Raw genomic sequence first — 24,588 nt, 5'->3', positions numbered from 1 at the left:
GCCGTTACGCCTTTCGTGCCTGGAGCACGTTGCCGCGGGAGTACCGCTTCTCAATGCGGGCCTGGATGAGCGAGAGGATGGTGGTGAGCAGGATGTACCAGAGGCTTGCGACGATCAGCAGCGGAATCTGCTGGAGGTTCCGGGCGTAGATCTGCTGGGTGTTGTACAGCAGGTCCCCGACGCCGATCACGATCACCAGCGAGGTGGTCTTGAGCATGGAGATCGTCTCGTTGCCCACGGGCGGAAGGATGATCTTCATGGCCTGCGGGATGACCACGTGGCGCAGGGTTTCCATCCGGCTGAAGCCCATGGCATGGGACGCCTCGGACTGCCCGGCGGGGACCCCCATGAGGCCCGCGCGCACGATTTCCGCCATGTAGGCGCCCTCGTTCAGGCCCAGCCCCAGGATGCCGGCCACGAACAGCGGCAGCACATCGTTGGTGTTCCACTCCACCAGCATGGGACCGCCGGGGATGCCGATGCCGATCGTGGGGAACAGCACGGCGGCAAAGCCCCAGAAGAGCATCTGGACCAGCAGCGGAGTGCCGCGGAAGAACCAGATGTAGGCCCCGGCCACGCCGCGGAGGAGGGAGTTGTCAGACATCCTCATGACCGCGATCACCAGGCCGATCACGAAGCCGAGGATCATGGCGATGACGGTGAGCTCGATGGTGGTCAACAGCCCGTTGAGGATGCGGATATCGAACAGGTACTTGGCCACGGTGGGCCAGCCGAAGCCCGGGTTGGTGACGATCACGTAGCCGCCCATGACTGCGAACAGTCCCACCACCACCATGGCGATCAGCTGCCCGGGCCGCTTCCGCCTGAGCACCGGCCGCGACGCCAAATCCGCGAAATCATGCCGCTTTTCGGCGACAACAGATTGTTCGGACACCGTCATGACCCCACCATCGGGTTGATCTCGGACGTGGTGAGGATGCCGGACTTCAGGTTCCAGGCCTCCATGATCTTGGCGTAGGTCCCATCATCCATGAGGGACTGGATGGCTGCCTGGAAGGCCTTCGACAAGCCGCCGTCGTCCTTGGGGCTGACCACGCCGGACAGGGACGGTTCCACCAGGATGGAGTCCACGGAGGTGAAGGCGTCCGGCTGAAGCTGGGCGTAGTAGCCGGTCAGGGCATTGTCTGCCACCAGGGCCTGGGCGCGGCCCGCCGCCACTGACTGGTTGACGTTGTCCTGTTGGGGCAGCAGAAGGGAAACGGGCTTGTCCTTGCCCGCGTCCGCGCACTTCTTTTCGAAGGCCGGGAGCACGTTCAGGGCCTGGGTGGTGCCGGTTTGGGCGGCCACCGTCTTGCCACAAAGGTCCATTTCGGACTGGATGCCCAGTGGGTTGCCCTTGCGGACCATGACGGAGGTCCCGCCCCGCATGTAGCTGACCATGTTGACCTTGTCCTTGCGTTCCTCCGTGATGGAGAAGGCGGCCCACGAGGCGTCGTAACGGCGGGCCTCAATGCCCGCCAGAATGCCGTTGAAGTCGGCCTTCTCAATGGCGATGGTGAGGCCCATCTTCTTGGCCACGGCCAGGGCCATGTCCGGCTCCAGCCCAACGATCTTGCCCTGCTCGTCGGTGAAATCGATCGGGGCGTAGGTGGGGTCGGTGACCAATGTCAGCGAGCCCTTGCCCTTGATGGCGGCCGGGACGAGTTCCTGGACCCTCGCATCCGGCTGCACTGCCTGTGCAAGTTCCTGCCCGCTCTTGCCGCTGCTGGCTTCATTGCCTGATGCGGTGGGGGGCGCGCCCTCGGAGTTGGTGCAAGCCGTTGTCAACGCCAGGAAGCTGATGGCAGCCACAGCCACGAGTGACCTTTTCACGCCTTTGAGCATCATTTGTGGAACTCCAGTTCGGATTGGGTTGAAATAACAATATGTTCAACTTATTGTGAGATGAGCAACAGTGCGTGTCAAGGGATCATGGCAACATCATGGATAGATGACAGACACCGCCCACAAGGCGCCACCTGGACATATTTGGACCAGCGCGGGCAGACAAACTAAGGAGCAACGGCATGAGCGAGGCAACCCCGGGCCGCCGCACGCGAAGCGTCACCCCGGAAGCGATGGCCGAACGCCGGCAGAGCATTCTGCAGTTTGCCTCGCAGGTGATCGCACACCACGGCGTCGAGGGCTGTTCCTTTGGGACGCTGTCCGAGGCCTCGGGCTTCAGCGTCGGGATGATCCAGCACTACTTCCGGCACCGCGAGCGCCTTATCAGCGCCGCCGTCGAATACCGCACCGAGGAGTCGCTGAGGGAGTGGCAACGCATCTACGAGCGCGGCGACAACGCCCTCGAACGGCTCCACGACCTGCTGACCTTCTCCATCCAGGGCGACACCCCCTTCGAAGAAGCCTGGGGCTTCTGGCTGCAGATCTACGCGGCGGCCCACAAGAACGCCGAAATCCGCGAAAGCGTCGCGTCCGTGTGGAGTTCGTGGCGCGGCCTGTTCGTCAGGGCCCTCGAAGAGGCCTCGGAAGAGAAACTCCTCCAGCCCTCCCTCGACGTCAACGAGCTGGCCACGCTGCTGGTGGCCACCATCGACGGGCTCGCCATCCAGTCGCTGAACGGGGTCCACAACTTCACCCCGGACGAACTGGTCGAAACCCTGCACCGCTTTGCGGCCCGCGAGTTCGGGATCGATGCCGAGGAATTCATTCTCAAGAAGCGCTCCAAACTCGTGGACGCAAGCTAGGAAAGGACCACCCGTGGGGGAACAGCATGAAGCCATGGCCGCAGAGGCCGTGGAGTTTTGCCGCCAACTGATCCGGATCGACTCCACCAACACCGGCGATCCGGCCACCACCGGAGACGGTGAATCGCGCTGCGCCTCGTACATCCAGTCGCTCCTCGCGGAAACCGGCCTCGAAGGCCAGTGGCACGAAAAGCTCCCCGGCCGCGGCAACCTTGTGGTCCGGATGGAAGGCAGCGACCCGGAAGCCCCGGCCCTCCTGGTCCACGGGCACACCGACGTCGTCCCCGCGGACCTGGCGGACTGGACCGTGGACCCGTTCTCCGGCGAGGTCAGGGACGGCTTCATCTGGGGGCGCGGTGCGGTGGACATGAAGGACATGGTTGCCATGACCGTGGCCGCCGTCCGCCAGCTGCGCCGGGAGGGCTTCGTTCCCCAACGTGACATTGTCTTCGTGGCCGATGAGGAAATCGCTGGGGAGTATGGTGCCAGGTTCCTGGTGGACGAACATCCGGAACTGTTCCGCGGTGTCACCGAGGCGATCGGGGAAATCGGCGGCTTTTCCCTGCAGCTGCGTGAGGACCTGCGGGTCTACCTTCTGGGCGTCGCGGAAAAGGGCGTCGCCTGGGCAACGCTGACGGCCCGGGGAACCACGGGCCACGGTTCGATCGTGCCCAACGACGCCAACGCCGTTGCACGGCTTTCGGCCGCCCTGGCCCGCATTTCCTCGCACGAATGGCCCCTCGTCCTGGGCCCGTCGGTCTCCGCCCTGGTGGAGCAGCTGGGCGAAGCCCTGGGCCGTCCCCTGGATATCAACAGGCTCGACGACGAACTCGACTCCCTGGGGCCGCTCGCCGCGATGCTCCGCCCCGGACTGCGCACCAGCACCGCCCCCACCCAGTTCCACGCCGGCTACAAGACCAACGTGGTCCCCGGCACAGCCACCGCCACGGTGGACTGCCGCATCGCCCCCGGCACCGATGACGAGTTCAAGGAACAGTTCATGGAGCTCCTGGGGCCGGGCATCGAGGTGGCCTGGGAGGAGGGCCGCTCCCTCGAAGCACCGGCCAGTGGCGCCCTCCTGGACGCCATGAAAGCGGCGATCACCGCCGTCGACCCCGCCGGACGGGGAGTCCCATTCGTCATGTCCGGGGCCACGGATGCCAAGGCCTTCTCGCGGCTGGGCATCAACTGCTACGGCTTCTCGCCCTTGCGGCTTCCCGAAAACTTCGACTTCGCCGGCATGTTCCATGGCATCGACGAACGCGTCCCTGTCACGGCGCTCCAGGCCGGAACCCGAATCCTGCACCGTTTCCTTTCCACCCAGTAAGCGGCCCAGCAACCACCACCCGGGCGCATTGCCGCGCCCCAAGACAAACACCAAAGCCAACCACCAAAGGACCACCATGACCACCACCACAGCGCTGTCCCATGTAGACCGGATGGCCAAGCGCGCGGCCGGTTTCCAGCCTTCGCCCGTGCGCGCTGTCTTCGATATCTCGATGCAGCCGGGCATGATCTCCCTTGCCGGCGGCAATCCGTACCTGCCCGTGCTGCCGATGGACCGGATCGCCACCATGGCCGGCGAGGTGCTTGCGCGCCGCGGGCTGGAGGCCCTGCAGTACGGCTCCGGCGCCGGAACCGAGGAGCTGCAGGCCCTGATCTGCCAGGTCATGGAGCTCGAAGGCATCAAGACGGCCCCGGAAAACGTGCAGATCACCGCAGGCTCCCAGATGGCACTGGAGCTGGTCACCAAGCTGTTCTGCGATCCGGGGGACGTGGTCATTGCCGAAGGCCCCACCTATGTGGGCGCCCTGGGCGTGTTCGAAGGGTTCCAGGCCGAGGTGGCCCACGTCGCCATGGACAACGACGGCGTGGATCCCGACCGCCTGCAGGAAGTCATTTCCGGGCTCAAGGCGGCCGGCAAGACCATCAAGTTCTTCTACACCATCCCCAACTTCAACAACCCCTCCGGCATCAGCCTGTCCCTGGAGCGGCGGCAGCGCGTGGTGGACATCTGCCGGGCCGAAGGCGTGCTGATCGTCGAGGACAACCCCTACGGGCTGCTGGCCTTCGACGGCGAAGCCAAGCCCGCGCTGCACACCCTGGACCCGGACAACGTGTTCTACCTGGGCTCGTTCTCCAAGATCTTCGCCCCCGGGCTACGCGTGGGCTGGGTGGTGGCCCCGCAGGACGTGCGCGGGCGCCTCCAGATCGCCTCCGAAGCCACCACCATCTGCCCCTCCGTGCTGAGCCAGCTCGTCGTGGAACAGTATGTTTCCGGCTTTGATTGGCGAGGCCAGATCGCCGCGTACAGCGCCGTCTATGCCGCACGCTGCCAGGCCACCCTGGACGCACTCGCGTCCCACATGCCCGAAGGCACCCTCTGGACCACGCCCAGCGGCGGCTTCTTCACCTGGGTCACCCTGCCCGAGGGCATCGACACCGAACGCGTCCTCGCAGCGGCCATCGAGGCCGGCGTCGTGTTCGTGCCCGGCAGCGCGTTCCACGCCGACGGCGGCGGCACCAACCAGCTCCGCATCGCCTTCTCGTACGCCCAGGAAGAGCAGCTCACCGAAGGCGTGAAGCGCCTGGGTGAGGCGATCCGGAGCGTGTAGCTCCCGGCAACGCCGGAATCGCCGGAACGGCACCCGTAGACGGTTCCGGGCCTGCACGTGTATATCTAGGTGAGGCTGCCATAAGGCAGCACCGGCACGGCTGGCGGGAGAACGTAATGAACAAGGTCATGCATTGGGGCGGGCAACGTCCACGGTCACTGTCGGGGCCCCGGGGGCTCCTGCAGGCGGCTTTCGTTCTTGCAGCGGCAATGCTGCTGATGCTGCTCGCCCCCGGCGTTGCGCATGCCGCGGTCAGCGTCTCGCGTGCCGAAGTCAGTGGCGGGAACCTGCGTATCGAGGGCACCTCAGCGCCGAACGCGACGATCACCGTCGACGGCGTGGCGATGGGCACGAGCGACGGGGGCGGCCGGTTCAGGATAGAGCGGGCTGGCTTCACCGCTCCCGCCGACTGCACCGTCGACGTCAATGACGGCTCGGCCACGGCGGTCACCGCGACCCTGTCCGGGTGCACCGTCGGCTCGCCCCCGCCGCCGCCCCCCAGCACCTGCACGATCGTTCCGCAGGCCTTCGGGGACGGCAACGTCGGGACGCTGAACACTTGGTACTTCGGGACCTCCGGCTGCCAGACCTCGCAGAGTCCGGTCAAGTTCAATGTCGTCGCCGGCCAGATCCCCCCAGGAACCACCCTGTTCACCCAAGGCGTGGGCTCGGGCGGCATCACGGGCCGGCCAACGACCGAGGGATTGTTCGCGTTTACGATCCGGGTTCAGGACTTCACCGGTGCCACGGACACGGAGTCGTTCTCGATCCGGATCGGGGCGCCCCTTCCGCTGGTGATCACCAACCAGAGCGATGTGCTCTCGCCGGGGGCCGTTGGCCAGTTCTACTGCTGCGGGAACCTGTTCGCCAGCGGTGGGGTCCTCGACTACACGTGGTCGCTGCAATCGGGTGCCTTGCCTCCCGGCCTGGCCCTGACCACGAGCCCCGGCCGGATCACCGGCACGCCCTCCACGGCGGGTACGTATTCGTTCCTCATGCGGGTCACAGACTCCAGAGGGGTGTTCGCCGAGCGCACCTTCTCCATCACGATCAGCTGATCAACAGCCACACCCCGACGGCGGCACTCACCCGAGTGCCGCCGTCGGGGTTTAACTGTGGCCGGACGCCGAAATCGCACAGCAACGGGCCTCAGGCTACGTACACCCGCGCGCCGTTGACCCAGGTCTCCACGACGTCGATGCCGCTGATGTCGCCCTCGGGCGCCGCCAGCGGATCGGCGGCCAGAATCACGAAGTCGGCGAGCTTCTGCGGTTCCAGGGAGCCCAGGTCCTTCTCGCGCCCCATGGCCCGTGCGCCGTTGATGGTGTGGGCGCGGAGGGCGGCGACGGCGTCGATCTTCAGTTCGTCCGTGCCCAGCTGCACGCCGGAGCGGGTCTTGCGGGTCACGGCGGTCTGGATGGCCTCGAGGGGGCGGGGGTCGGCCACGGGGGCGTCCGAACTCATGGTCACGGGCACGGCCGCGGCCACGAACTCGCCCAGCGGGTTGAAGCGCTCCCCCGGGCTGCCGATCGCGTCCAGCACGCCCGGACCCCAGTTGTAGTAGTGCTGGGGCTGGTTGACGGGGAGGATGCCCAGTTCGGCCATCTCCGTGATCTGCTCCGGCGTGGGCAGGCCGCAGTGCTCGATCCGGTGGCGGTGGTCCGCGCGCGGCGAGACGGCCGTGGCCTCCTTCACGGCGTCGATCACCAGCTGGATGGCCGTGGGCGACTGCGCGTGGGTGGCCGTCTGGAGCCCGGCACTGTGGGCCCGGACCACCAGCTCGCGGTAGTCGGCGGGCTCGTGGTACAGCGAACCGGTGCGGCAGGGATCGTCGCGGTAGCCCTCCGGGAAGTAGGCCGTCCAGCCGCCCAGGGTGCCGTCCGCGTAGAGCTTGATGCCGGCAAAGGACAGGAGCGAGTCGCCGAAACGGTCCACCAGACCCAGCTGCAGGACCTCGTCCAGGAGGCTGGAGAGGAAGTAGGCGTTGATGCGCGTGACCAGTTCGCCGCGCTCCACCAGGTCCAGGTAGGCGGCGAACTCGCGCTTGGTGACTTGGCAATCGCCGATCGAGGTGACGCCGTGGCTGAGGAACTCGCGCTGGGCGTGGAGCAGCTGGCCTCGGTGCTGTTCCTTGCTGTCCGCGAGGTGGAAGTTGGGGCCGTGGTGGCCCAGCTTCACGCCGTCCTCGCCCGTGAGGATGTCGCAGGCGGCGTCGGACAGTTCGCCGGTCAGCGAGCCCTCGGCGTCGCGGAAGAAGGTGCCGCCGGCCGGGTTGGGGGTGTCCGGACCGATGCCGGCATTGTCCAGGATAAAGGAGTTCACCACACCGCCGTGGCCGCTGGCGTTCATGACGTAGACCTCGCGGGTGGTGGAGACCGTGTCCAGTTCCTGCCGGCTGGGGTGGCGCTGTTCGGCCAGGTTGCGGTGCTCGTAGCCGTAGCCGCGGATGGGGCCGTCGCCGGGGTTGTCCGCGGCGGCCTTGGCCAGGCGTTCCAGCATAGTGGGGATGTCCGGGGCGGCTTCCGGCCCGCAGTCCACCCAGGACAGCAGCTGCCCGTACATGAGCGGGTGGGCGTGCGGGTCCACGAAGCCGGGAACCAGGGTGCGGCCCTGGAGGTCCACGATCTCCGGGACCGAGGTGGTGAGCTCGAGGGCCGCGGCGCGGCATTCCCCGGGGGTCCCGACGGCGGCGATGCGGTTGCCGATCACCAGCATCGCCTCCGCGACGGAATCCTCGGCGTCGACCGTCCGGATGGGGCCGCCGAAGAACAGGGTGGCCGGAGGGGCTGCGGGGGATGTTTCATGGAATGACATAGGGATGACCTTTGCGTGTAGAAGTGGTGCGGTGCCGCTGCGAGCCAGCCGGCACTCAGCCTGCGGGCACTTAGCATGCAGGTTCCAGCGCGAACAGCGGGGTGTCCGGGGCGCCGGTGCGGGCCTGCGAAATGACGTTCTGGGCCTGGATCCGGACGTACTCGGCCAGGGTGTGGTCGGAGAGGAAACCGACGTGTGGTGTCACCAGGATCCGGGGGTGGCCCATGAGCGGGTGGTCCGCCGGTGCGGGCTCGACGTCGAGCACGTCCAGGGCCGCCGCGCGGATATGTCCCGAGTCGACCGCAGCGCGGAGGGCGGCGTCGTCGATCAACTGGCCCCGGCTCACGTTCACCAGGTAGCTGCCCGGCCGCATGGCCGCGAGGCTTCCGGCGTCGATGATGTGTTGCGTTTCCTCCGTGAGCGGCACGTGCAAGGACACGACGGCGGACTCTGCCAGCACCTCGTCCAGTCCGGTCCGGCGGATGCCCGCCTTGGCCAGCATCGCCCGGGTGTCCGGGGTGTCCGGGAGGTAGGGGTCGTAGCCGATGACTTCGCCGAAGACACCGGAGGCCAACTCCCCGAAACGGCTGCCGATCCTGCCGAGGCCGATCAGCCCCAGCCGCTCCTGGCTGAGCCGGAGCACCGTGGTGTCCGGGCGGCTGTTCCAATCGCCCTCGGCCACACGGCCCTGGAAGAACGGGATCTCGCGGGTGACCGCCAGGGCCAGGGCCAGCGCATGGGAGGCCACTTCCTCCGTGGCCACGCCGGGCAGGTTGCTGACCCAGATGCCCCGCTCCTTGGCGGCGTCCAGGTCCACGTTGTCGTAGCCCATGGAGAGCAGGGCGATGATCTTCAGGCCCGGGATGGCGTCCATGACCTCGGCTGTGACGGAGGCATAGCCCACCAGCAGGGCCTCGGCGTCCTTGGCCTGTTCCATGATGACGGCGGGGTCCTGGCTGCCCAGGTACCGGACCTCGTAGCCGTGCTCCTCCAGCAGGGCGACGCCCGCGGAGTGGTCGATGTCGTCCATGTCCGTGTAGACGGCCACGGGGCGGGTGTTAGTGGACATGGCTGAGGAACTTTCTGGTGCGCTGGTGCTGGGGGTTGTCGAAGAACTCGTCCGGGGAAGCCTGCTCCACGATCACGCCGCTGTCGAACAAGGTGACCTGGTCCGCCACGCGGCGGGCGAACCGGACCTCATGGGTGACCACGATCATCGTCATGCCGTCGTTGGCCAGGCCCTCCATCACGTCCAGCACCTCGCCTACCAGCTCCGGGTCCAGGGCCGACGTCGGCTCGTCAAAGAGCAGCACGGACGGGTTCATGACCAGGGCACGGGCGATCGCCACGCGCTGCTGCTGGCCGCCGGAGAGCTCCGAGGGGTAGTGCCCGGCGCGGTGGGAGAGCCCGACGCGTTCGAGCATGGCCATGGCGCGTTCCTCGGCTTCCTTGGCGGGGATGTTCTGGACCGAGGTCAGGCCGAGCATTACGTTCCGGCAGGCGGACAGGTGGGGGAACAGGTTGAACTTCTGGAAGACCATGCCGATGTCCCGGCGTTCCTTGGCGAGCTCCCGCTCGGGCAGCGGCACGGTGGTGGTGCCGCGCTGGCGGACGCCCAGGCGCTGGCCGCGCAGGAGGATTTCGCCGTCGTTGGCCGGTTCCAGCAGTGCCATGAGGCGCAGCATGGTGGACTTGCCCGAGCCCGAGGGGCCGAGCACGGCCTTCACCTGGCCCTGGTGGATGTCGAATTCGACGCCGCGGAGGACGTGCTGGTCCTGGTAGCTCTTGTGCAGGTTCCGCACCTGCAGCACGGGGTCGGCGGGCGTCCACACCTTGGCCTCCGTTGGCTGTGGTTCGTGGCTCATGCGTGCACTCCTTGGCCGATGGGTTCCAGCGTGGATGGCTTCTTGGGTTTTGACCGTGAGGTCCATAGGAATTTCTTCTCAACGTAGTTCTGGAGCAGGGTCAGCAGGCTCACGATGATCAGGTAGTAGATGATGGCGGCCGCGTAGTACTCGGCGTAGCGGAAGGTGATGTTGACGCCCACCTGGGCCGTGGTCAGCAGTTCCTGCAGGGAGATGACGGAGGCCAGGGAGGAGAATTTCACCAGGCCGATGAACTCGTTGCCCGTGGGCGGAAGGGCGATGCGGATGGCCTGCGGCAGGACCACCTTGACCATGACCTTCGCCGGCGACATGCCCAGGGCGCGGCCGGCCAGGTTCTGTCCTTCGTCGATGCTCAGCAGGGCGGAGCGGATGATTTCCGCCATGAAGGCTGCTTCCACGATGCCCAGGCCGATGAACGCGGCGATGAACGGGGAGAACCATTCCTGGCGCAGCACCGGGAACAGCTGCGGCAGCGCGTTCCAGATGATGAGCAGGACCAGCAGCGCCGGGATGGCGCGGAAGAACCAGGTGTAGAACCCCGCGGCACCCTGTGCGATGCGGCTCTGGGACGTGCGCCCCAGGGCCACGGCGAACCCGACGGCGGTGGCCAGTACCAGCGCCAGCACGGCTACCGCCACGGACAGGAAGGCGCCGTAGAGGTAGCTCGGGTTCACGAGTTGTTGGACGAAGATGCCGATATCGAATTCCATCGGGCCTCTCCTTTCGGGTGGGGCCGGGACCACGGATTCCGTGGTCCCGGCGCGCTAACTAGTGAACGTCGACGATGGCCGGATCGAGCTTGTTGTCCTTGGCGATCTGGGCCAGGGTGCCGTCCTTGTGGAGGGCCTTCAGGGCCTCGGCGAGAACCGGGGAGATCGGATCGTTCTTGCGGGTGAAGACGCCGAACGTGGTGTCCGTTTCAAAGACGCCCGGGGCCACGGCCAGCTTGCCCTCGTTCTGGGCTGCCATGTAGGAAGCGGCGACGTTGGTCTCGATCAGGGCCTCGGACTTGCCGTTCATGACGGCGAGCACGGTTTCCGCCGTCTTCGGGTATTCGGTGAGCTTGGGCTCGTCCTTGCCCGCGGCCTTGCACTCGTCCTTGAGCGTGTTGATGCGCGCGGCATTGGACGACGCCGACTGCGCGGCGACGCTGCGGCCACAGAGGTCCAGGGGCTGCTTGAACTGACCCGCCAGCGCGGGGCCGGCCAGAATGGACGGGCCGGCGCTCATGACGGGAGCGGCGTCGGCCACGGCCAGGCGTGCCTCGCTCATGTACAGGCCGCCGAAGATGGCGTCGCAGCGGCGGGTCTGGAGCCCGGGCATCAGTCCGTCGAAGGTGGTGACCTCGAACTTGGCCTCAAGCCCCCAGTGCTTGGCAAGGGCCCGGGCGGCATCGGCGTCGAAGCCGATGATGGTGCCGCTTGAACCGTTGGCGTAGTACTCCAGCGGTGCGTATTCGGGGTCGATGCAGAGCGTGAGCTTGCCGGCCGTGGTGAGGCCCTTGGGGGCCTCGGCGGCAGCCGGCGCCTTCCCTTCGGAACTCGGTGATGCGGCGGCGGAACAGCCACTCAAGAGCAGTGCCAGGGCGGCCGCAGCCACGGCGGCCTTTGTGAACTTGGGCATGTGCAGATCTCCAATGAACATCTGATTCGCGGTTGGGGTGCGAAAAGCGGGTGAGCCAATGTGGCGCTGGTCACGATGCTAGCCAACTTCCACGCAAAAGCAAGCGAATCCATTGTCGCAAGTGGTTTAAACGCAGTATTTGCGGAATTATGACTCAAAATCTCTGCAAATCCACCGCTCGGGTGTGATGTCATGGAAGTATTGAAACGAGGGAGGGCCTGCCGCGCCGGCGGGCCCTCACGTCACACCTGCTGTGCCCACCGACAAGAGGCGTTTATTGTGAAGACCATGCATGATCTGGACGACCGGCTGATCCGGCTGCTGCAGGCCGACGGCCGCGCCTCGTTCAGCGATCTGTCCAAGCAGCTGGGCGTGACCCGCTCCGTTGCAACGGCCAAGGTCAACGAGCTCATCTCGTCCGGGGAGCTGCGCATCGTGGCGGCCATCCACCCGCGGTTGCTGGGCCTGACCGCCGTCGCGCATGTTTCCATCCAGCTCAATGGCTCGGCGCAGGCGGCGCTGGACAAGCTGGGCCAGCTGGATGGCGCCGTTTTCGCGTCCCTGACCACGGGCAAATACGGCATCATCGCCGAGCTGCGCCTGCCCACGGTGGAGCGGCTCTACGAGGACGTGGAGGCCATCCGCCTCTGCGAGGGCGTGGCCGCCGTGGACGTCCTGATGTACAAGGAAGTGGTCCGCAGCCTCTTCCTCGGCAAGGAGCCGCCGGATCCCGGACTGGAGCTCGACCACACGGATCTGCTCATCCTGGGCGAACTGCAGGTGGACGGCCGGCTGGGCTTCGAGGCGCTCGGGGAACGGATCGGGCTCTCGGCCAGCGCCGCCAGGATCCGGGTCCTGCGCCTGCTGGAGGCCCGCGTCATGCAGATCGGCCCCGTGCGCAGCCGCTCTGGATCCTCCAGCTCCATGGCCTTTGGCTTTGGCATCTCGACGTCGGGAGGGACGGCGGAGGCCATCGAGTACTTCTCCGCCACCTCGGGCGTGGAGTTCATCGCCAGCTGCTTCGGGCGGTACGACCTCGTGGCCACCGTGGGCGTCAGTTCCCTGGACGAAATGCACGAGGTCCTGGACAAGGTCCGCGCCATGGACTCCGTGGCCAGCGCCGAGTGCTGGCTGCACCTGCGGATCATCCAGGAGCGCTACGCCAAGCCCTTGGACAAGATCCTGGCAACAAGGGCCCAGGCCAACGGACACCTGAACTGACGCTCTCTCACTTTTGAGGCCCTTTCGCCCAACCCTCCCTCACCTTTGGGGCCAAATCACGGAACCCTCCGGCAGATCATCTGCGAGAGGGTTCCGTATTTTTCAGTCAAAGGTGAGAGAGCGTCCTACTTCACCGCAGCCCTTGCCCGGGCGCGCCCGGCACTGATTCCCACGGAGTCGGCGGACAGCCGCTGTGCCAGCCAGATCGGGACAATCGAAACCACGATCAGGACCACGGCCACCACGTTGACCACGGGGGCCTGGTTGGGACGGAACAGGTTCTGCAGGATCCAGATGGGCAGCGTGGTGTCGCCGGCGCCGATGGTGAACGTGGTGACGATGATTTCGTCAAAGCTCAACGCGAACGCCAGCAATCCGCCTGCCAGCAGGGCCGAACGCAGCTGCGGGAAGGTGACCAGCCGGAACGTCGTGAACACGCCGGCACCCAGGTCTGCCGAGGCTTCCTCGAGCCGGCCGTTCATGCGCCGCAGCCGGGCAATCACATTGTTGAACACTGTCACCATGCAGAAGGTGGCGTGCGCAATGATCACCGTCCACATGCTCAGGGACACGCCCAGGATGGTAGTGAACATGTTGTTCAGCGCGATGCCGGTGACGATGCCGGGCAGGGCGATGGGCAGGATCACCAGCAGGTTCACCACGTCACGGCCGAAGAACTTGTACCGCTGCAGGGCCATGGCCAGCATGGTCCCCAGGATCAGCGAAATGACGGTTGACACCACGGCCACCCAGAGCGAGTTCACCAGGGCCTCGCGCACGCCCTCGGAGTCAAACGCCCGCCCCCACCATTCCAGCGTGAATCCCTTCGGGGGCCAGCCGAACGTCCTGTCCGCGTTGAACGAGTTCACCACCACCAGCAGCAGCGGCGCATAGATGAATAGCAGGACCAGTGCGGTCATGATGCCGAGGATGGTCTTGGCGCTGCGGGACAATCTCACAACAGGCTCCTAGAGGTTGTTCAGGGCGCCGGTGCGGCGGACCACGAAGAGGTAGATCATGATGATCACGATCGGAATAAGGGACACGGCAGAGGCAAACGGCAGGTTGTTGGCCGCGCCCACGTTGGCGTAGACCACGGTTCCGAGCATCTGCGTGGTGCCGCCGACAATCTGGGCCGTGATGTAGTCGCCCAGGGACAGCGAGAACGTAAAGATCGTGCCCGCAATGATGGACGGAACCAGGATGGGCAGCATGACCAGGCGCATGGTGTTCCACGGCTTCGCACCAAGGTCACTGGAGGCCTCCAGAAGGGAGTCCGGTACCTTCTCGAATCCGGCGTGGATCGGCAGGATCATGTACGGCAGCCAAATGTAGGCCAGGGTCAGGATCACGGCCGATTCCGAATAGCCCGGGCTGTTCAGCCCCACCGGCGTGCCCAGCCATTCGAGCAGGCCGCCCTCCGCCAGCACGTTGCGCCATGCGTACGCCTTCACCAGGTAGCTGGCCCAGAGCGGCATGAGGACCGCCACCACCAGCAGTTTCTGCCATCTTGCCGTGGCCACCTTGGCGATGAAGAAGGAGATCGGAATGGCGATCACCACGTCGATCAGCGTCACGGCCAGGGCGATCCAGATGGTGCGCAGTGTGATGGTCTGGTACACCGGATCCGTCACCACCTGCAGGATATTGTCCACCGTCCAGGTCTGGGACACCTTGCCGGTGAAGGTGTCCACGGTCCAGAGCGCCGTGATGAGCAGGGCGGCGAGCGCGGCGATGCACACCAGGACCAGCCATCCGGCCGGGGCAGCCAGCAGTCCCGCGAGGCGGATGTTCGGTGAGCGGTTGAGCAGTGCGGAGAACGAGTTCCTCTTGGCCCGGGGTACGGGTGCGTTGCCCGGGCCCGGATCTGCTCCGGGCTGGCTGATCTGTAGTGCCATGGATTCTTACCTTTTGGTCCTTGGTTGTTGGGCGGGACGCCGGGCTGCGGGGGTGGCCGGCCGGGGCAGCCGGCCACCCCCCTATGGCTGGGAGATCAGCCCTTGATTTCGGTCCAGGCCTTGGTCCACTCCGAATAGTCGGTGCACTTGGCGTCCTTGCGGCCGTCCAGGCAGTTCGCCACCGGCGTGGTCCAGTACCAGATCTGCTTGGCGTAGGACTCGTCACCGGAGTGGAACGTCTCGCAGTGCTGCTTGTCCGCGGTCAGGGCACAGGCCTTGGGGTTGGCCGGGGATTCGCCGAAGTACTCGGCCACCTGCGCGTTGGCTTCCGGGCTGGCGATGTAGTCGAGCCACTTGTACGAGCAATTCGGGTTCTTGGTCTTGGAGCCGATCATCCAGGTATCGGACCATCCCGTGGCGCCTTCCTCCGGCAGCAGGGTCTGCACCTGGGCGCCGTCGGCCACGGCAATGTTCGCGCCCACCTGCCAGGTGGTGCCGATGACGGAGCTGCCGGTGGTGAAGGACTGCACTTCCTTGACCACGTCACTCCAGTACTCGCCTACGTGCTTGCGCTGTTCCTTGAGCAGGCTCACGGCGGCGGCCAGCTGGGTGGAATCGAGCGCGTACGGGTTCTTGATGTTCAGATCCGGCTGGTGCTTCATCAGGTACAAGGCGGCGTCGGCGATGTAGATGGGTGAGTCATAGGCCGTCACCTTGCCGCTGTACGTGGCGGCATCACCGAATACCGATCCCCAGGAGGTGGGGGCCGGCACTACTTTGTCCGTTCGGTACATCAGTAGGTTGGCGCCCCAGCCGTGCGGCATGCCGTAGTTCTTCCCGTCCACCGTGTTCCATGCCTTGTCCTTCAGGAACGGATAGACGTCCGGGTAATTCTTCAGCAGGCCCGTGTTGACGGCCTGGACGTCGCCGCCGGCAATCAGGCGGAGGGAAGCGTCACCGGAGGCGGAGATGACGTCGTACTGACCGGTCCGCATGAGGGTGACGGCCTCGTCCGACGTGCCGAACGGCTTGAAATCAACCTGGCATCCCGTGTCCTTTTCGAACTTCGTCACCCAGTCAACCTTGGGGTCGTTGGTGCCGTCCTCAACGTAACCGGGCCAGCCCAGGATGGACACCTGGCCTTCACCCGCGCCGATCTCGGTCTTGGCGGTGGCGCCGGGGTTGTTGTTGCCGGAAGTGGTTCCACAGGATGCCAGGGCGAGCGTTGCCGCGGCCAGTGCCCCCATGAGCTGGAGGGATTTGTTCTTGATTGCCACTGTTCTTACCTTTCGGGGTACGGGTACTTGGGTGAAGGACTGATGGAACTGCCGGCCTTTAGGCCTCGCCGGGGAGCCACACGGCATCACGGTGGGCCCAACTGACGGTGACATCCCGGCCGAGCAGCTGCTCGCCTTCAGGAAGTTCGGTGCCCACCAGGACCACGACGGCGGGGCCGTCCTCCAGTGCCACGTTCACCTGGGTGGCGTGCCCGACGTAGACGATCGAGGTGACCTTGCCGGGCAAGGAGGCGACGCCGTCGTGCATTGCCGCACTCCGGTCCCAGGAGAGGCTGAGCCGCTCGGGACGGACCACAAACTGCTCCTGGCGGCCGTAGAGCCTGCCGGCGACGACGGGATCGAAGAGGTTGGAGGTGCCCACGAAGTTCGCCACGAAGGGGCCGGCGGGGCGCTGGTAGATTTCGTGCGCGGTGCCGATCTGTGCGATCTTGCCGTTGTTGAACACGCCGATGCGGTCACTCATGGTGAGTGCTTCTTCCTGGTCGTGGGTGACGAAGATGAAGGTGATTCCCAGGGAACGCTGGAGTTCCTTGAGCTCGATCTGCATTTGCTGGCGCAGCTTCAGGTCGAGGGCACCCAGGGGTTCGTCCAGCAGCAACACCTTGGGCTCCACCACCAGAGCACGGGCCAGGGCCACGCGCTGGCGCTGGCCGCCGGAGAGCTGGGACGGGCGCCGACTCACGAACTTTCCAAGCTGGACCCGCCCCAGGGCCTCGGCGGCACGTTCACGGCGTTCCGTTCGGCCCATGCCGCGCACCCGGAGCCCGTACGCGACGTTGTCCACCAAGGACATGTGCGGGAACAGCGCATAGTCCTGGAACACGGTGTTGACGTCGCGCTCGAACGGGGCCTTGCCGCTGACATCCTGGCCCTCGAGCTCGATGGTTCCGGATGTGGGCAGCTCGAATCCGGCGATCAGGCGCAGCACCGTGGTCTTGCCGGAGCCGGACGGGCCCAGCATGGAGAAGAACTCCCCTTGTCGGATGTCCAGGTCCACCCCGTCCACCGCGTTGGTCTCACCAAAGGACTTCGTCAACCGGCGAAGTCTGATGGCGGGGACCTCTGCGGTGGGTTTCTGCACCGCAGCCAGTGCTGTCTCGCTCATGGGTCTGCCTTTCAATTCCTGTGGTCCGGGACGGAGCTCCAGGGTGTGATGTGGAGCACGTTGTCGCGGCTTTCGAGAAAGACTAATACATAAGAGGATTTATGTATAGATCTGTTACGTGCCCTGGGGCTACGATTGCGGTGAACACATTTCGAGTCGCAATCATGAGGGAGGCCGGGCACATGTCGCTTTCCCCCTTGGGCGCGTCACGGAGCCTGGCCGCCGTTTTCACCCCCATCAAGTCCGGCGGCCTGGTCGATGAAGTGTGCCGGCGCATCGAACTTGCCGTGGAAACAGGGCTCCTCGTCAGCGGTCAACGGCTGCCCAATGAAGTCGAACTTGCCGGCGCCCTGGGCGTATCGGCAGTGACCACGCGCGAGGCACTGTCCCAGCTGCGCGGGCAGGGCCTGATCCGCACCGCGCGCGGGCGCAGCGGCGGCAGCTTCATTGCCGATGACGCGCTCCCTTCGCCCGACCACGCCCGGATCCGGCTGCTCGCCTTGACTCGGCTGCAGATCAGCGACCTTGGCCTGCACTACCAGGCCATTGCGGCCACCTGCGCCGGCGTCGCCGCGAAACGATCCAACGACGGCGATGTCGAGGCGCTGCGGACCTACATCCGTCCGCGCGCCGAGAACGGCACGCCGGCGACGGCCCTGGAATGGCGCCTGGCGTCGTCGGAATTCCTGCTCGAAATCGCAGCAGTGGCGCGATCAGCACGGCTGGCCCGTGAACTCCTGCGGCTGCAGGCGGACATGGGCACACTGACGTTGTTGCCCTTCGGCGACACGGACTTCTGCAACCGGACGGCCGAACTGAGCGAGGCCGTGACGGCTGCCATCGCCCGGCATGATCAAGCCAGCGCAGAAGCGCGCACCAAGGACCTGATCCACATGACAACCACCTGGCTGCTGGAAGAACACTCAAGCGGGCAGTCACACTAGCGAAGGCAGAAACATGGACGGCAACGGCGCCGAACTGAAGGCACCGATTTCCCCTGCGCTCCGGGGCGTGGAGGAGATCAACGCCCTGGTGACCGGGGTGGAGCGGCAACTGGATCAGTGGGCTGCGGCCACCACGGCCTGGATCACGGACAGCGGCAAACTGACGGGCACAGCCGTAGACAAGTTCATCCGGCCCGCAGTGCAGTCCATGCTGCAGGCCCCGGACTCGAAGGTGGTGGGGGCGGGCTTCATCGCCACCCCGGGGCTCCTTGGACCGGACCGCAGCTACATTGCGTGGTGGCAGGGCGACGACATGGAACGAGTGGACGCCCTGGCCAACTTCAGCCCCCAGTCCTTGAGCCGTTACGTCAAGTCCGAGTGGTTCCGGATTCCCGTGGAGACCGGCAAGCCACACGTCACGGGGCCCTTCATCGACCTACTCTGCACCGACGAGTACGTCCTGACGTTCTCCCATCCCGTCTTCAACGGCGGCACCATTGCAGGGATCGTGGGGCTGGACGTCACCGCACAAACACTGGAACGGCTGGGGCTGCCCCTGCTGCGGCGCATCGGCGAGCGGGCCGCCCTCGTCAACGACGGCGGACGCACCGTCATTTGCGCCGCATCCGACATTGACGCCGGGGATATCGTCACAGCGGCCGAGGGCGCCGAGAGCCATGCCGTGGGCCGGCAGTTCCGCATCCTCTCGGCGGTCGGTCCCGCAGGAGCGTAAGGGGACGCTCCCCGCCAGCCCGCCACAGCGCGCGGCTCAGGCGTGCGCGAGGGCCTCCTTGAGCGCACCCAGCACCAGAGTCACCGAGGCCGGGGCGGCGTTCGGGCCCATCATGCCGATGCGCCACACCGTGTCCGTGAACTCGCGCACCCCGCTGCCGATCTCCATGCTGAAGTGCTCCAAAAGGTAGCTGCGCACGGCAGCCGAGTCGACGCCGTCGGGCACTCTCACGGTGGTGAGGCTCGGCAGGCGGGCGCCTTCGGCGGCAAACAGCTCCAGGCCCATCTCCTGCAGGCCCGCTTGCAGGGCGGTTCCGGCGGCGCGGTGCCGGGCCTGCACGGCGCCCAGGCCCTCGGCAAGGATGCGGTCCAGGGCGGCTTCGAGGCCCGCGATCATGGTGACGGGAGCCGTGTGGTGGTAGGTGCGGGCGCCGCTGGCCGCGCCGACATAGCCGCCGAGCAGGCCGATGTCGAGGTACCAGGAGCGCGGATCCTTGATGCGGCGCTCGAACGCGCGCTCGGACACGGTGAACGGGGACAGCCCCGGCGGCACGCCCAGGCATTTCTGCGTCCCGGCATAGCCGACGTCGATGCCCCACTCGTCTGCGAGCAGTTCCAGCCCGCCGATCGAGGTCACGGCGTCGGCGATCAGCAGGGCATCGCCCTTGCCGGCACCGAGCGCGGCAATGTCCGAGAGCACACCAACGGAGGTTTCGGCGTGGACGGCGGCAATGACCTTGGGGTTGGGGTGGGCGGCCAGGACCCTTTCCGCATCCACGGGCTGGCCCCATTCGTGGTCCACGCGCACCACGGTGGCCCCGCAGCGCCTGGCGACCTCGCACATCCGCTCCCCGAAGAGGCCGTTGACGGCGACAACGGCCACGTCGCCGTTGGACACCGTGTTTACAAAGGCGGCTTCCATGCCGCCGGATCCCGTGGCGCTCAAGGGTAGGGTGCGGGCGTTCGCGGTCCCCCACACCGTCCGGAGCCCGGCGCACGTCCGGTCCAGGCGCTCGATGAAAACCGGGTCCAGGTGCCCGATCACCGGGTAGGCCAGGGCGGCCGTGGCCTCCGGGTAGCAATTGCTGGGGCCCGGACCGAACAGGAACCGGGAGGTCAGGATGGCTGGCATGGCGGAAACCCTTCACCGTTGTTGGGGACATTCTCCTCCCAAAGGTGAGGGAGCGTCGGGCCAAAACACCACAAAGGTGAGAGAGCGTCGGAGTCGGCGCAGGGGAGTGTTGCGGTATTCTCTTGACACCGGCCCCGGCCGTCGACTTGACTATTACGTATGCTGAAATAACAGTTCCATGATGCGGAAGATTGAAGTCAGTTTCAGCCGGCCTTCGCGGCCGGAATTCCGCATAGCCGTCACCATGGATGCCAGCATTTGCACGAGGAATGAACAAGCATGCAGCTTGCAGTATTCAACAGTGTTGACCGCGCGGACGTCATCGGCGTCCTCCGCCCCTGCCTGGACATCCAGCGCTGGGTGGAGCAGATCGCGGACGCCCGCCCTTTCAATGGCATGGACTCCCTTCTTGGCTTTGCCAGGGAAACGGCCGAGCCCTTCACCCCCGCGGAGGTGGCGGCGGCCCTCGCCCACCACCCCCGGATCGGCGAACGGCCCCAGGCCCAGACCACCGAGGCGGCCATGTCCCGTTCCGAACAGGCCGGAGTGGATCCCGGCGACGACGGCGTTGCGGCCGCCCTCGCCGAGGGCAACCGGAGCTACGAGGAGAAGTTCGGACGGGTCTTCCTGATCCGCGCCGCCGGGCGCAGCGCCACCGAGATCCTGGCCTCGCTCCAGGAACGCCTGGCGCACACTCCGGAAGAAGAAGACAACATTGTGGCCGGCCAGTTGCGCGAAATTGCCCTGCTGCGCCTTGCCAACGTGATCAGTGAAGAAGAGGTCAGCGCATGAGCGTTTCCCGGGTAACCACCCACATCCTGGACACCGGCTCCGGGCGGCCGGCGGCCGGCGTCGCGGTCGGCCTGTACGTGCGCGACGGCGGGAACTGGACGCTCGTGGCGGACGGCACCACCGATGCGGATGGCCGGATCAAGGACCTCGGCCCCGAACAGCTCGACGCCGGCGCCTACCGCCTGAACTTCGCCACCGGCGCCTACTACGCGGGCCTCGGCACGGAGACGTTCTTCCCCGAGGTGGACCTGAACTTCACGGTGTCCGACGCCGGCGAGCACTACCACGTGCCGCTGCTGCTGAGCCCGTTCGCGTTCTCCACATACCGCGGCAGCTGACCCCCGAGTTTATGTACAGCCGAGTTTATGTACAGATAACGCCCTAAAGCCCCGTCTTTAGGGTCGTTATCTGTACATAAACTCGGAACGGTAGGCTGGACGGCATGGCTTCTGAGGACACCAACACCACCGGCGCAGGCCCGGACTCCGGCAACAACACCGGAGGCGGCGCCCCCGCCCGCCGCGGCATCACCGTCCGCCGGGCGCCCAAATTCGTGCCGTTCATGGTGCTCGGCGCCGTGGTCGGCATCATCATCGCGGCCTTCGTCGCGTACGGCCTCCCGGTCAATCCGAGCTTCGACGCCGGGACTGTCTTCGGTTTCTTCCTGGTGGCCTTCGCCGCCGGCGGCGTGATCCTGGGCGCCCTCGTCGCGCTCATCCTTGACCGCCTGAGCATCCGGCGGGCCCAGCACGCCGTCGTCGAGGCCGTTCCGGACTCGGTTCCGGACACCGACGGCGAGGACGACGGCGGCCGCTGACCTGCCGCCGTCGGGCGCCGGGCCGCACTGCCGGACGGCAGTCCGTGGCGGGTCACACAGCGGACCCGATGTGAGACGCGCCGCATTTTCGCCGCACGGGCGGTCTTAAAGCCGCAGCGGGGAAGTTACCACGCCCGGGACGTGAGACAATCGACCAGTGGCACGTGGCGACGGAAAACTTTCTCATGATCTTCTCCCCGGCGAAAAAGGCCCCCAGGACGCTTGTGGCGTCTTCGGGGTCTGGGCTCCCGGTGAAGAAGTAGCAAAACTCACCTATTACGGGCTGTATGCGTTGCAGCACCGCGGACAAGAATCGGCTGGTATTGCTACCAGTGACGGCAAACGCATCAATGTCTACAAGGACATGGGCCTCGTGTCTCAGGTCTTCGATGAGACGACCCTGAACACCCTTACCGGGCACCTGGCCGTTGGCCACTGCCGGTACTCCACCACCGGTGCCAGCCACTGGGCCAATGCGCAGCCGACCCTCGGTGCGACCGCCACCGGCACGGTGGCCCTGGCCCACAACGGCAACCTGACCAACACCGCTGAACTCCGGGACATGATCCTTGAGCGCAACAACGGCCAGCTGACCGGTGAAATGAAGCAGGGCAACACCTCGGACACCGCCATGGTCACCGCTCTCCTTGAAGGCGAAGAGGGCAAGACCCTGGAGCAGACCGCGCTGGAACTGCTCCCCAAGATCAAGGGCGGCTTCTGCTTCGTCTTCATGGACGAAGGCACCCTCTACGCAGCCCGCGACACCTACGGCATCCGCCCGCTGTGCCTGGGCCGCCTGGAACGCGGCTGGGTTGTTGCTTCCGAGCAGTCCGCCCTGGCAACCGTGGGCGCGAGCTTCATCCGCGAGATCGAGCCCGGCGAATTCATCGCCATCGACGAGGACGGCGTCCGCTCCCAGCGCTTCGCCGACGCCACGCCTGCCGGCTGCGTCTTCGAATACGTCTACCTGGCCCGCCCGGATGCAGCCATCGCCGGCCGCTCCGTGTACGAGGCCCGCGTGGAAATGGGCCGCCAGCTGGCCCGCGAAAACTCCCACGCGGCAGACATCGTCATCCCGGTCCCGGAATCCGGCACCCCCGCAGCCGTGGGCTACGCCGAACAGTCCGGCATCCCCTTCGCGCACGGCTTCGTCAAGAACGCCTACGTGGGCCGCACCTTCATCCAGCCCTCGCAGACCCTGCGCCAGCTGGGCATCCGCCTCAAGCTCAACGCCCTGGAATCCGTGATCCGCGGCAAGCGCGTTGTGGTGGTGGATGACTCGATCGTCCGCGGCAACACGCAGCGCGCCATTGTGCGGATGCTGCGCGAGGCCGGCGCCGCGGAGGTCCACATCAAGATCTCCTCCCCGCCCGTGCAGTGGCCCTGCTTCTACGGCATCGACTTCGCCTCCCGCGCGGAACTGATCGCCAACGGCGCCACCATCGACGAGATCTCCCAGGCCATCGGCGCCGACTCGCTGGCCTACATCTCCGAGGACGGCATGATCGAGGCCACCCAGCAGCCGCGCGAACGCCTCTGCACCGCGTGCTTCACGGGCAAGTACCCCATCGAACTGCCGGCTGCCGACAAGCTGGGCAAGAACCTGCTCGAGCGCACCGACCTCGGCGGGCTGCCGTCGTCGGACGCTTCCGCCGCGGACTCCGAGGATCCGGCGTCCAAGGCCGGCGCCACGGGCTGCGACCCGGGACCCGACTCCGAGTTCGAGAACCTGCTCACCGACGCTGATCGCCTGATCGAGGCCAAGACGAAAGGGTCCGTATGACCTCCGCAACCCCCGCCGCTGGAAACACCGGGACCCCGGGAAACACTGCCGCCATCACTTACGCCTCCGCCGGCGTCGACGTCGAAGCGGGCGACCGCGCCGTCGAACTCATGAAGGACGCCGTCAAGGCGACTCACAACGCCTCGGTGCTCGGCGGCGTCGGCGGTTTCGCCGGCCTGTATGACGTCTCCCGGCTCCTGACGTACAAGAAGCCGCTCCTGGCGACCTCCACGGACGGCGTGGGCACCAAGGTTGCCATCGCGCAGGCCATGGACATCCACGACACCATCGGTTTCGACCTGGTGGGCATGGTGGTGGACGACATCGTGGTGGTGGGCGCCGAGCCGCTCTTCATGACCGACTACATCGCCTGCGGCAAGGTTGTTCCGGAGCGCATCGCGGACATCGTCCGCGGCATCGCGGCCGCCTGCTCCGTGGCCGGCACCGCCCTGGTGGGCGGCGAAACCGCCGAGCACCCGGGCCTGCTGGGTGAGCACGAATACGACGTCGCCGGTGCCGCCACCGGTGTTGTCGAGGCCGACGCCCTGCTGGGCCCGGACCGCGTCCGTGCCGGCGACGTGGTGATCGGCATGGCCTCCTCCGGCCTGCACTCCAACGGCTACTCCCTGGTCCGCCGCGTCATCAACCACGCCGGCTGGTCCCTGGACCGCCACATCTCCGAACTCGGCCGCACCCTGGGCGAGGAGCTCTTGGAGCCCACCCGCGTCTACGCCGCCGACTGCCTGGACCTCGCCCGCACCTTCCCGGTGACCGGCGCCGGTTCGCTGGCCGGTGCCGCCGTGCACGGCTTCAGCCACGTCACCGGCGGCGGCCTGGCCGCCAACCTGGCCCGCGTCCTGCCGCAGGGCCTCGTGGCCACGGTTGACCGTGCCACCTGGGAACTGCCGGCCATCTTCAAGCTGGTCTCCGAGCTGGGTAACGTGCCGCTGGCGGACCTGGAGCGCACCCTGAACCTCGGTGTTGGCATGGTTGCCATCGTTTCCCCGGAAGCCGCCGACGCAGCCGTGGCCCGCCTCAACGAGCGCGGCCTGCCGTCCTGGGTCATGGGTACCGTTTCCGCGGACTCCGACTCGATCGACAAGAGCGGCCCGGACTACGTCCAGGGCGCCAAGGGCGTCGACGGCGGCGCCGTCCGCCTGGTGAACGCATACGCTTAGGGTCCTTAAGCATCGAGTGCTCCGTATCTGCCGTTATGAACC

At 66.4% G+C, this 24,588-nt stretch carries 24 protein-coding genes; 12 read left to right on the top strand and 12 right to left on the bottom strand.

All coding sequences use genetic code 11. The annotated features are described in order from the left end of the window. Positions 1 to 4: 4 nt before the first annotated feature. Both J1902_RS13275 and J1902_RS13270 read right to left on the bottom strand, forming a co-directional pair. Entirely contained in the window at positions 5 to 901 is an 897-nt protein-coding gene (locus J1902_RS13275; RefSeq protein ID WP_207616783.1) for an amino acid ABC transporter permease, read from the bottom strand. Next, positions 898 to 1,833 (bottom strand): ABC transporter substrate-binding protein, encoded by a 936-nt coding sequence (locus tag J1902_RS13270; RefSeq protein ID WP_207616781.1) that lies wholly within the window; start codon positions 1,831 to 1,833, stop codon positions 898 to 900. Before J1902_RS13270 ends, J1902_RS13275 begins: the two co-directional genes overlap by 4 nt. 194 nt (positions 1,834 to 2,027) lie before the next feature. Between J1902_RS13270 and J1902_RS13265 the strand changes: the two genes are divergently transcribed. The 4 genes from J1902_RS13265 (at position 2,028) to J1902_RS13250 (ending at position 6,381) form a co-directional block, all read left to right on the top strand. Then, positions 2,028 to 2,708 (top strand): TetR/AcrR family transcriptional regulator, encoded by a 681-nt coding sequence (locus J1902_RS13265; RefSeq protein ID WP_207616779.1) that lies wholly within the window; start codon positions 2,028 to 2,030, stop codon positions 2,706 to 2,708. 13 nt (positions 2,709 to 2,721) lie between these two features. Further along, entirely contained in the window at positions 2,722 to 4,035 is a 1,314-nt protein-coding gene (locus J1902_RS13260; protein ID WP_307794452.1) for a M20/M25/M40 family metallo-hydrolase, read from the top strand. 76 nt (positions 4,036 to 4,111) lie between these two features. Beyond that, positions 4,112 to 5,323 (top strand): aminotransferase-like domain-containing protein, encoded by a 1,212-nt coding sequence (locus J1902_RS13255; protein WP_207616777.1) that lies wholly within the window; start codon positions 4,112 to 4,114, stop codon positions 5,321 to 5,323. 116 nt (positions 5,324 to 5,439) lie between these two features. Beyond that, the gene (locus J1902_RS13250; RefSeq protein ID WP_207616775.1) at positions 5,440 to 6,381 is read left to right on the top strand and encodes an Ig domain-containing protein; all 942 of its coding nucleotides are present in this window, start codon (positions 5,440 to 5,442) and stop codon (positions 6,379 to 6,381) included. 91 nt (positions 6,382 to 6,472) lie between these two features. Here J1902_RS13250 and J1902_RS13245 read toward each other — a convergent pair whose 3' ends face one another. The 5 genes from J1902_RS13245 to J1902_RS13225 all read right to left on the bottom strand — a co-directional run bounded on the left by J1902_RS13245 (position 6,473) and on the right by J1902_RS13225 (position 11,646). Then, positions 6,473 to 8,137 carry an amidohydrolase gene (locus tag J1902_RS13245; protein WP_207616773.1) on the bottom strand — a complete coding sequence of 555 codons (1,665 nt, stop codon included), beginning with the start codon at positions 8,135 to 8,137 and terminating at the stop codon, positions 6,473 to 6,475. 70 nt (positions 8,138 to 8,207) lie between these two features. After that, positions 8,208 to 9,206 (bottom strand): C-terminal binding protein, encoded by a 999-nt coding sequence (locus J1902_RS13240; protein WP_207616771.1) that lies wholly within the window; start codon positions 9,204 to 9,206, stop codon positions 8,208 to 8,210. Then, positions 9,196 to 10,002: an amino acid ABC transporter ATP-binding protein gene (locus tag J1902_RS13235; protein WP_242701982.1), complete on the bottom strand. Its 807-nt coding sequence runs from the start codon at positions 10,000 to 10,002 to the stop codon at positions 9,196 to 9,198. The genes J1902_RS13240 and J1902_RS13235 overlap by 11 nt, the downstream gene beginning before the upstream one ends. Further along, the gene (locus J1902_RS13230; protein ID WP_207616769.1) at positions 9,999 to 10,733 is read right to left on the bottom strand and encodes an amino acid ABC transporter permease; all 735 of its coding nucleotides are present in this window, start codon (positions 10,731 to 10,733) and stop codon (positions 9,999 to 10,001) included. The genes J1902_RS13235 and J1902_RS13230 overlap by 4 nt, the downstream gene beginning before the upstream one ends. A 58-nt stretch (positions 10,734 to 10,791) precedes the next feature. Beyond that, positions 10,792 to 11,646, bottom strand: coding sequence for a transporter substrate-binding domain-containing protein (locus J1902_RS13225; protein WP_207616767.1), 855 nt, complete (start codon positions 11,644 to 11,646; stop codon positions 10,792 to 10,794). 288 nt (positions 11,647 to 11,934) lie between these two features. Here J1902_RS13225 and J1902_RS13220 point away from each other — a divergent pair, with 288 nt between their 5' ends. Then, positions 11,935 to 12,867, top strand: a complete 933-nt coding sequence (locus J1902_RS13220) for an Lrp/AsnC family transcriptional regulator (RefSeq protein ID WP_242701991.1) — start codon at positions 11,935 to 11,937, stop codon at positions 12,865 to 12,867. 125 nt (positions 12,868 to 12,992) lie between these two features. Here the strand turns inward: J1902_RS13220 and J1902_RS13215 are convergent, their stop codons facing one another. The 4 genes from J1902_RS13215 to J1902_RS13200 form a co-directional block, all read right to left on the bottom strand. Next, a complete protein-coding gene (locus tag J1902_RS13215; RefSeq protein ID WP_307794451.1) occupies positions 12,993 to 13,826 on the bottom strand; it encodes an ABC transporter permease in 834 nt (277 codons plus the stop codon). 9 nt (positions 13,827 to 13,835) lie between these two features. Continuing rightward, positions 13,836 to 14,765, bottom strand: a complete 930-nt coding sequence (locus J1902_RS13210) for an ABC transporter permease (RefSeq protein WP_207616763.1) — start codon at positions 14,763 to 14,765, stop codon at positions 13,836 to 13,838. Positions 14,766 to 14,860: 95 nt separating this feature from the next. Beyond that, on the bottom strand, positions 14,861 to 16,042 hold the full coding sequence (locus J1902_RS13205) for an ABC transporter substrate-binding protein (protein ID WP_307794450.1): 1,182 nt from the start codon (positions 16,040 to 16,042) through the stop codon (positions 14,861 to 14,863). A gap of 58 nt (positions 16,043 to 16,100) precedes the next feature. After that, positions 16,101 to 17,168 (bottom strand): ABC transporter ATP-binding protein, encoded by a 1,068-nt coding sequence (locus J1902_RS13200; RefSeq protein ID WP_207616761.1) that lies wholly within the window; start codon positions 17,166 to 17,168, stop codon positions 16,101 to 16,103. Between the two features lie 182 nt (positions 17,169 to 17,350). Between J1902_RS13200 and J1902_RS13195 the strand changes: the two genes are divergently transcribed. Continuing rightward, the gene (locus J1902_RS13195; RefSeq protein ID WP_207616759.1) at positions 17,351 to 18,112 is read left to right on the top strand and encodes a FadR/GntR family transcriptional regulator; all 762 of its coding nucleotides are present in this window, start codon (positions 17,351 to 17,353) and stop codon (positions 18,110 to 18,112) included. 13 nt (positions 18,113 to 18,125) lie between these two features. Beyond that, the gene (locus J1902_RS13190) at positions 18,126 to 18,845 is read left to right on the top strand and encodes a cache domain-containing protein (protein ID WP_207616758.1); all 720 of its coding nucleotides are present in this window, start codon (positions 18,126 to 18,128) and stop codon (positions 18,843 to 18,845) included. Positions 18,846 to 18,881: 36 nt separating this feature from the next. On the opposite strand, the gene J1902_RS13185 is transcribed toward J1902_RS13190, so the two are convergent. Continuing rightward, positions 18,882 to 19,976 (bottom strand): pyridoxal-phosphate-dependent aminotransferase family protein, encoded by a 1,095-nt coding sequence (locus J1902_RS13185; RefSeq protein WP_207616756.1) that lies wholly within the window; start codon positions 19,974 to 19,976, stop codon positions 18,882 to 18,884. Between the two features lie 279 nt (positions 19,977 to 20,255). Here J1902_RS13185 and uraD point away from each other — a divergent pair, with 279 nt between their 5' ends. From uraD to purM, 5 genes are all read left to right on the top strand, one after another. After that, the gene (gene uraD, locus J1902_RS13180) at positions 20,256 to 20,768 is read left to right on the top strand and encodes a 2-oxo-4-hydroxy-4-carboxy-5-ureidoimidazoline decarboxylase (RefSeq protein WP_207616754.1); all 513 of its coding nucleotides are present in this window, start codon (positions 20,256 to 20,258) and stop codon (positions 20,766 to 20,768) included. After that, the gene (gene uraH, locus J1902_RS13175; RefSeq protein WP_207616752.1) at positions 20,765 to 21,106 is read left to right on the top strand and encodes a hydroxyisourate hydrolase; all 342 of its coding nucleotides are present in this window, start codon (positions 20,765 to 20,767) and stop codon (positions 21,104 to 21,106) included. The genes uraD and uraH overlap by 4 nt, the downstream gene beginning before the upstream one ends. Positions 21,107 to 21,210: 104 nt before the next feature. Further along, positions 21,211 to 21,585: a hypothetical protein gene (locus tag J1902_RS13170; RefSeq protein ID WP_242701981.1), complete on the top strand. Its 375-nt coding sequence runs from the start codon at positions 21,211 to 21,213 to the stop codon at positions 21,583 to 21,585. Between the two features lie 157 nt (positions 21,586 to 21,742). After that, positions 21,743 to 23,368, top strand: a complete 1,626-nt coding sequence (gene purF / locus J1902_RS13165) for an amidophosphoribosyltransferase (protein WP_207616750.1) — start codon at positions 21,743 to 21,745, stop codon at positions 23,366 to 23,368. Then, positions 23,365 to 24,546, top strand: coding sequence for a phosphoribosylformylglycinamidine cyclo-ligase (gene purM / locus J1902_RS13160; RefSeq protein ID WP_207616748.1), 1,182 nt, complete (start codon positions 23,365 to 23,367; stop codon positions 24,544 to 24,546). Before purF ends, purM begins: the two co-directional genes overlap by 4 nt. Positions 24,547 to 24,588 lie beyond the last annotated feature (42 nt).

Source organism: Arthrobacter cavernae (assembly GCF_017368795.1).
Lineage (GTDB): Bacteria > Actinomycetota > Actinomycetes > Actinomycetales > Micrococcaceae > Arthrobacter > Arthrobacter cavernae.
The sequence above is the reverse complement of the archived record's forward strand: the minus strand, read 5'-3'. Positions and strand labels throughout refer to the sequence as shown.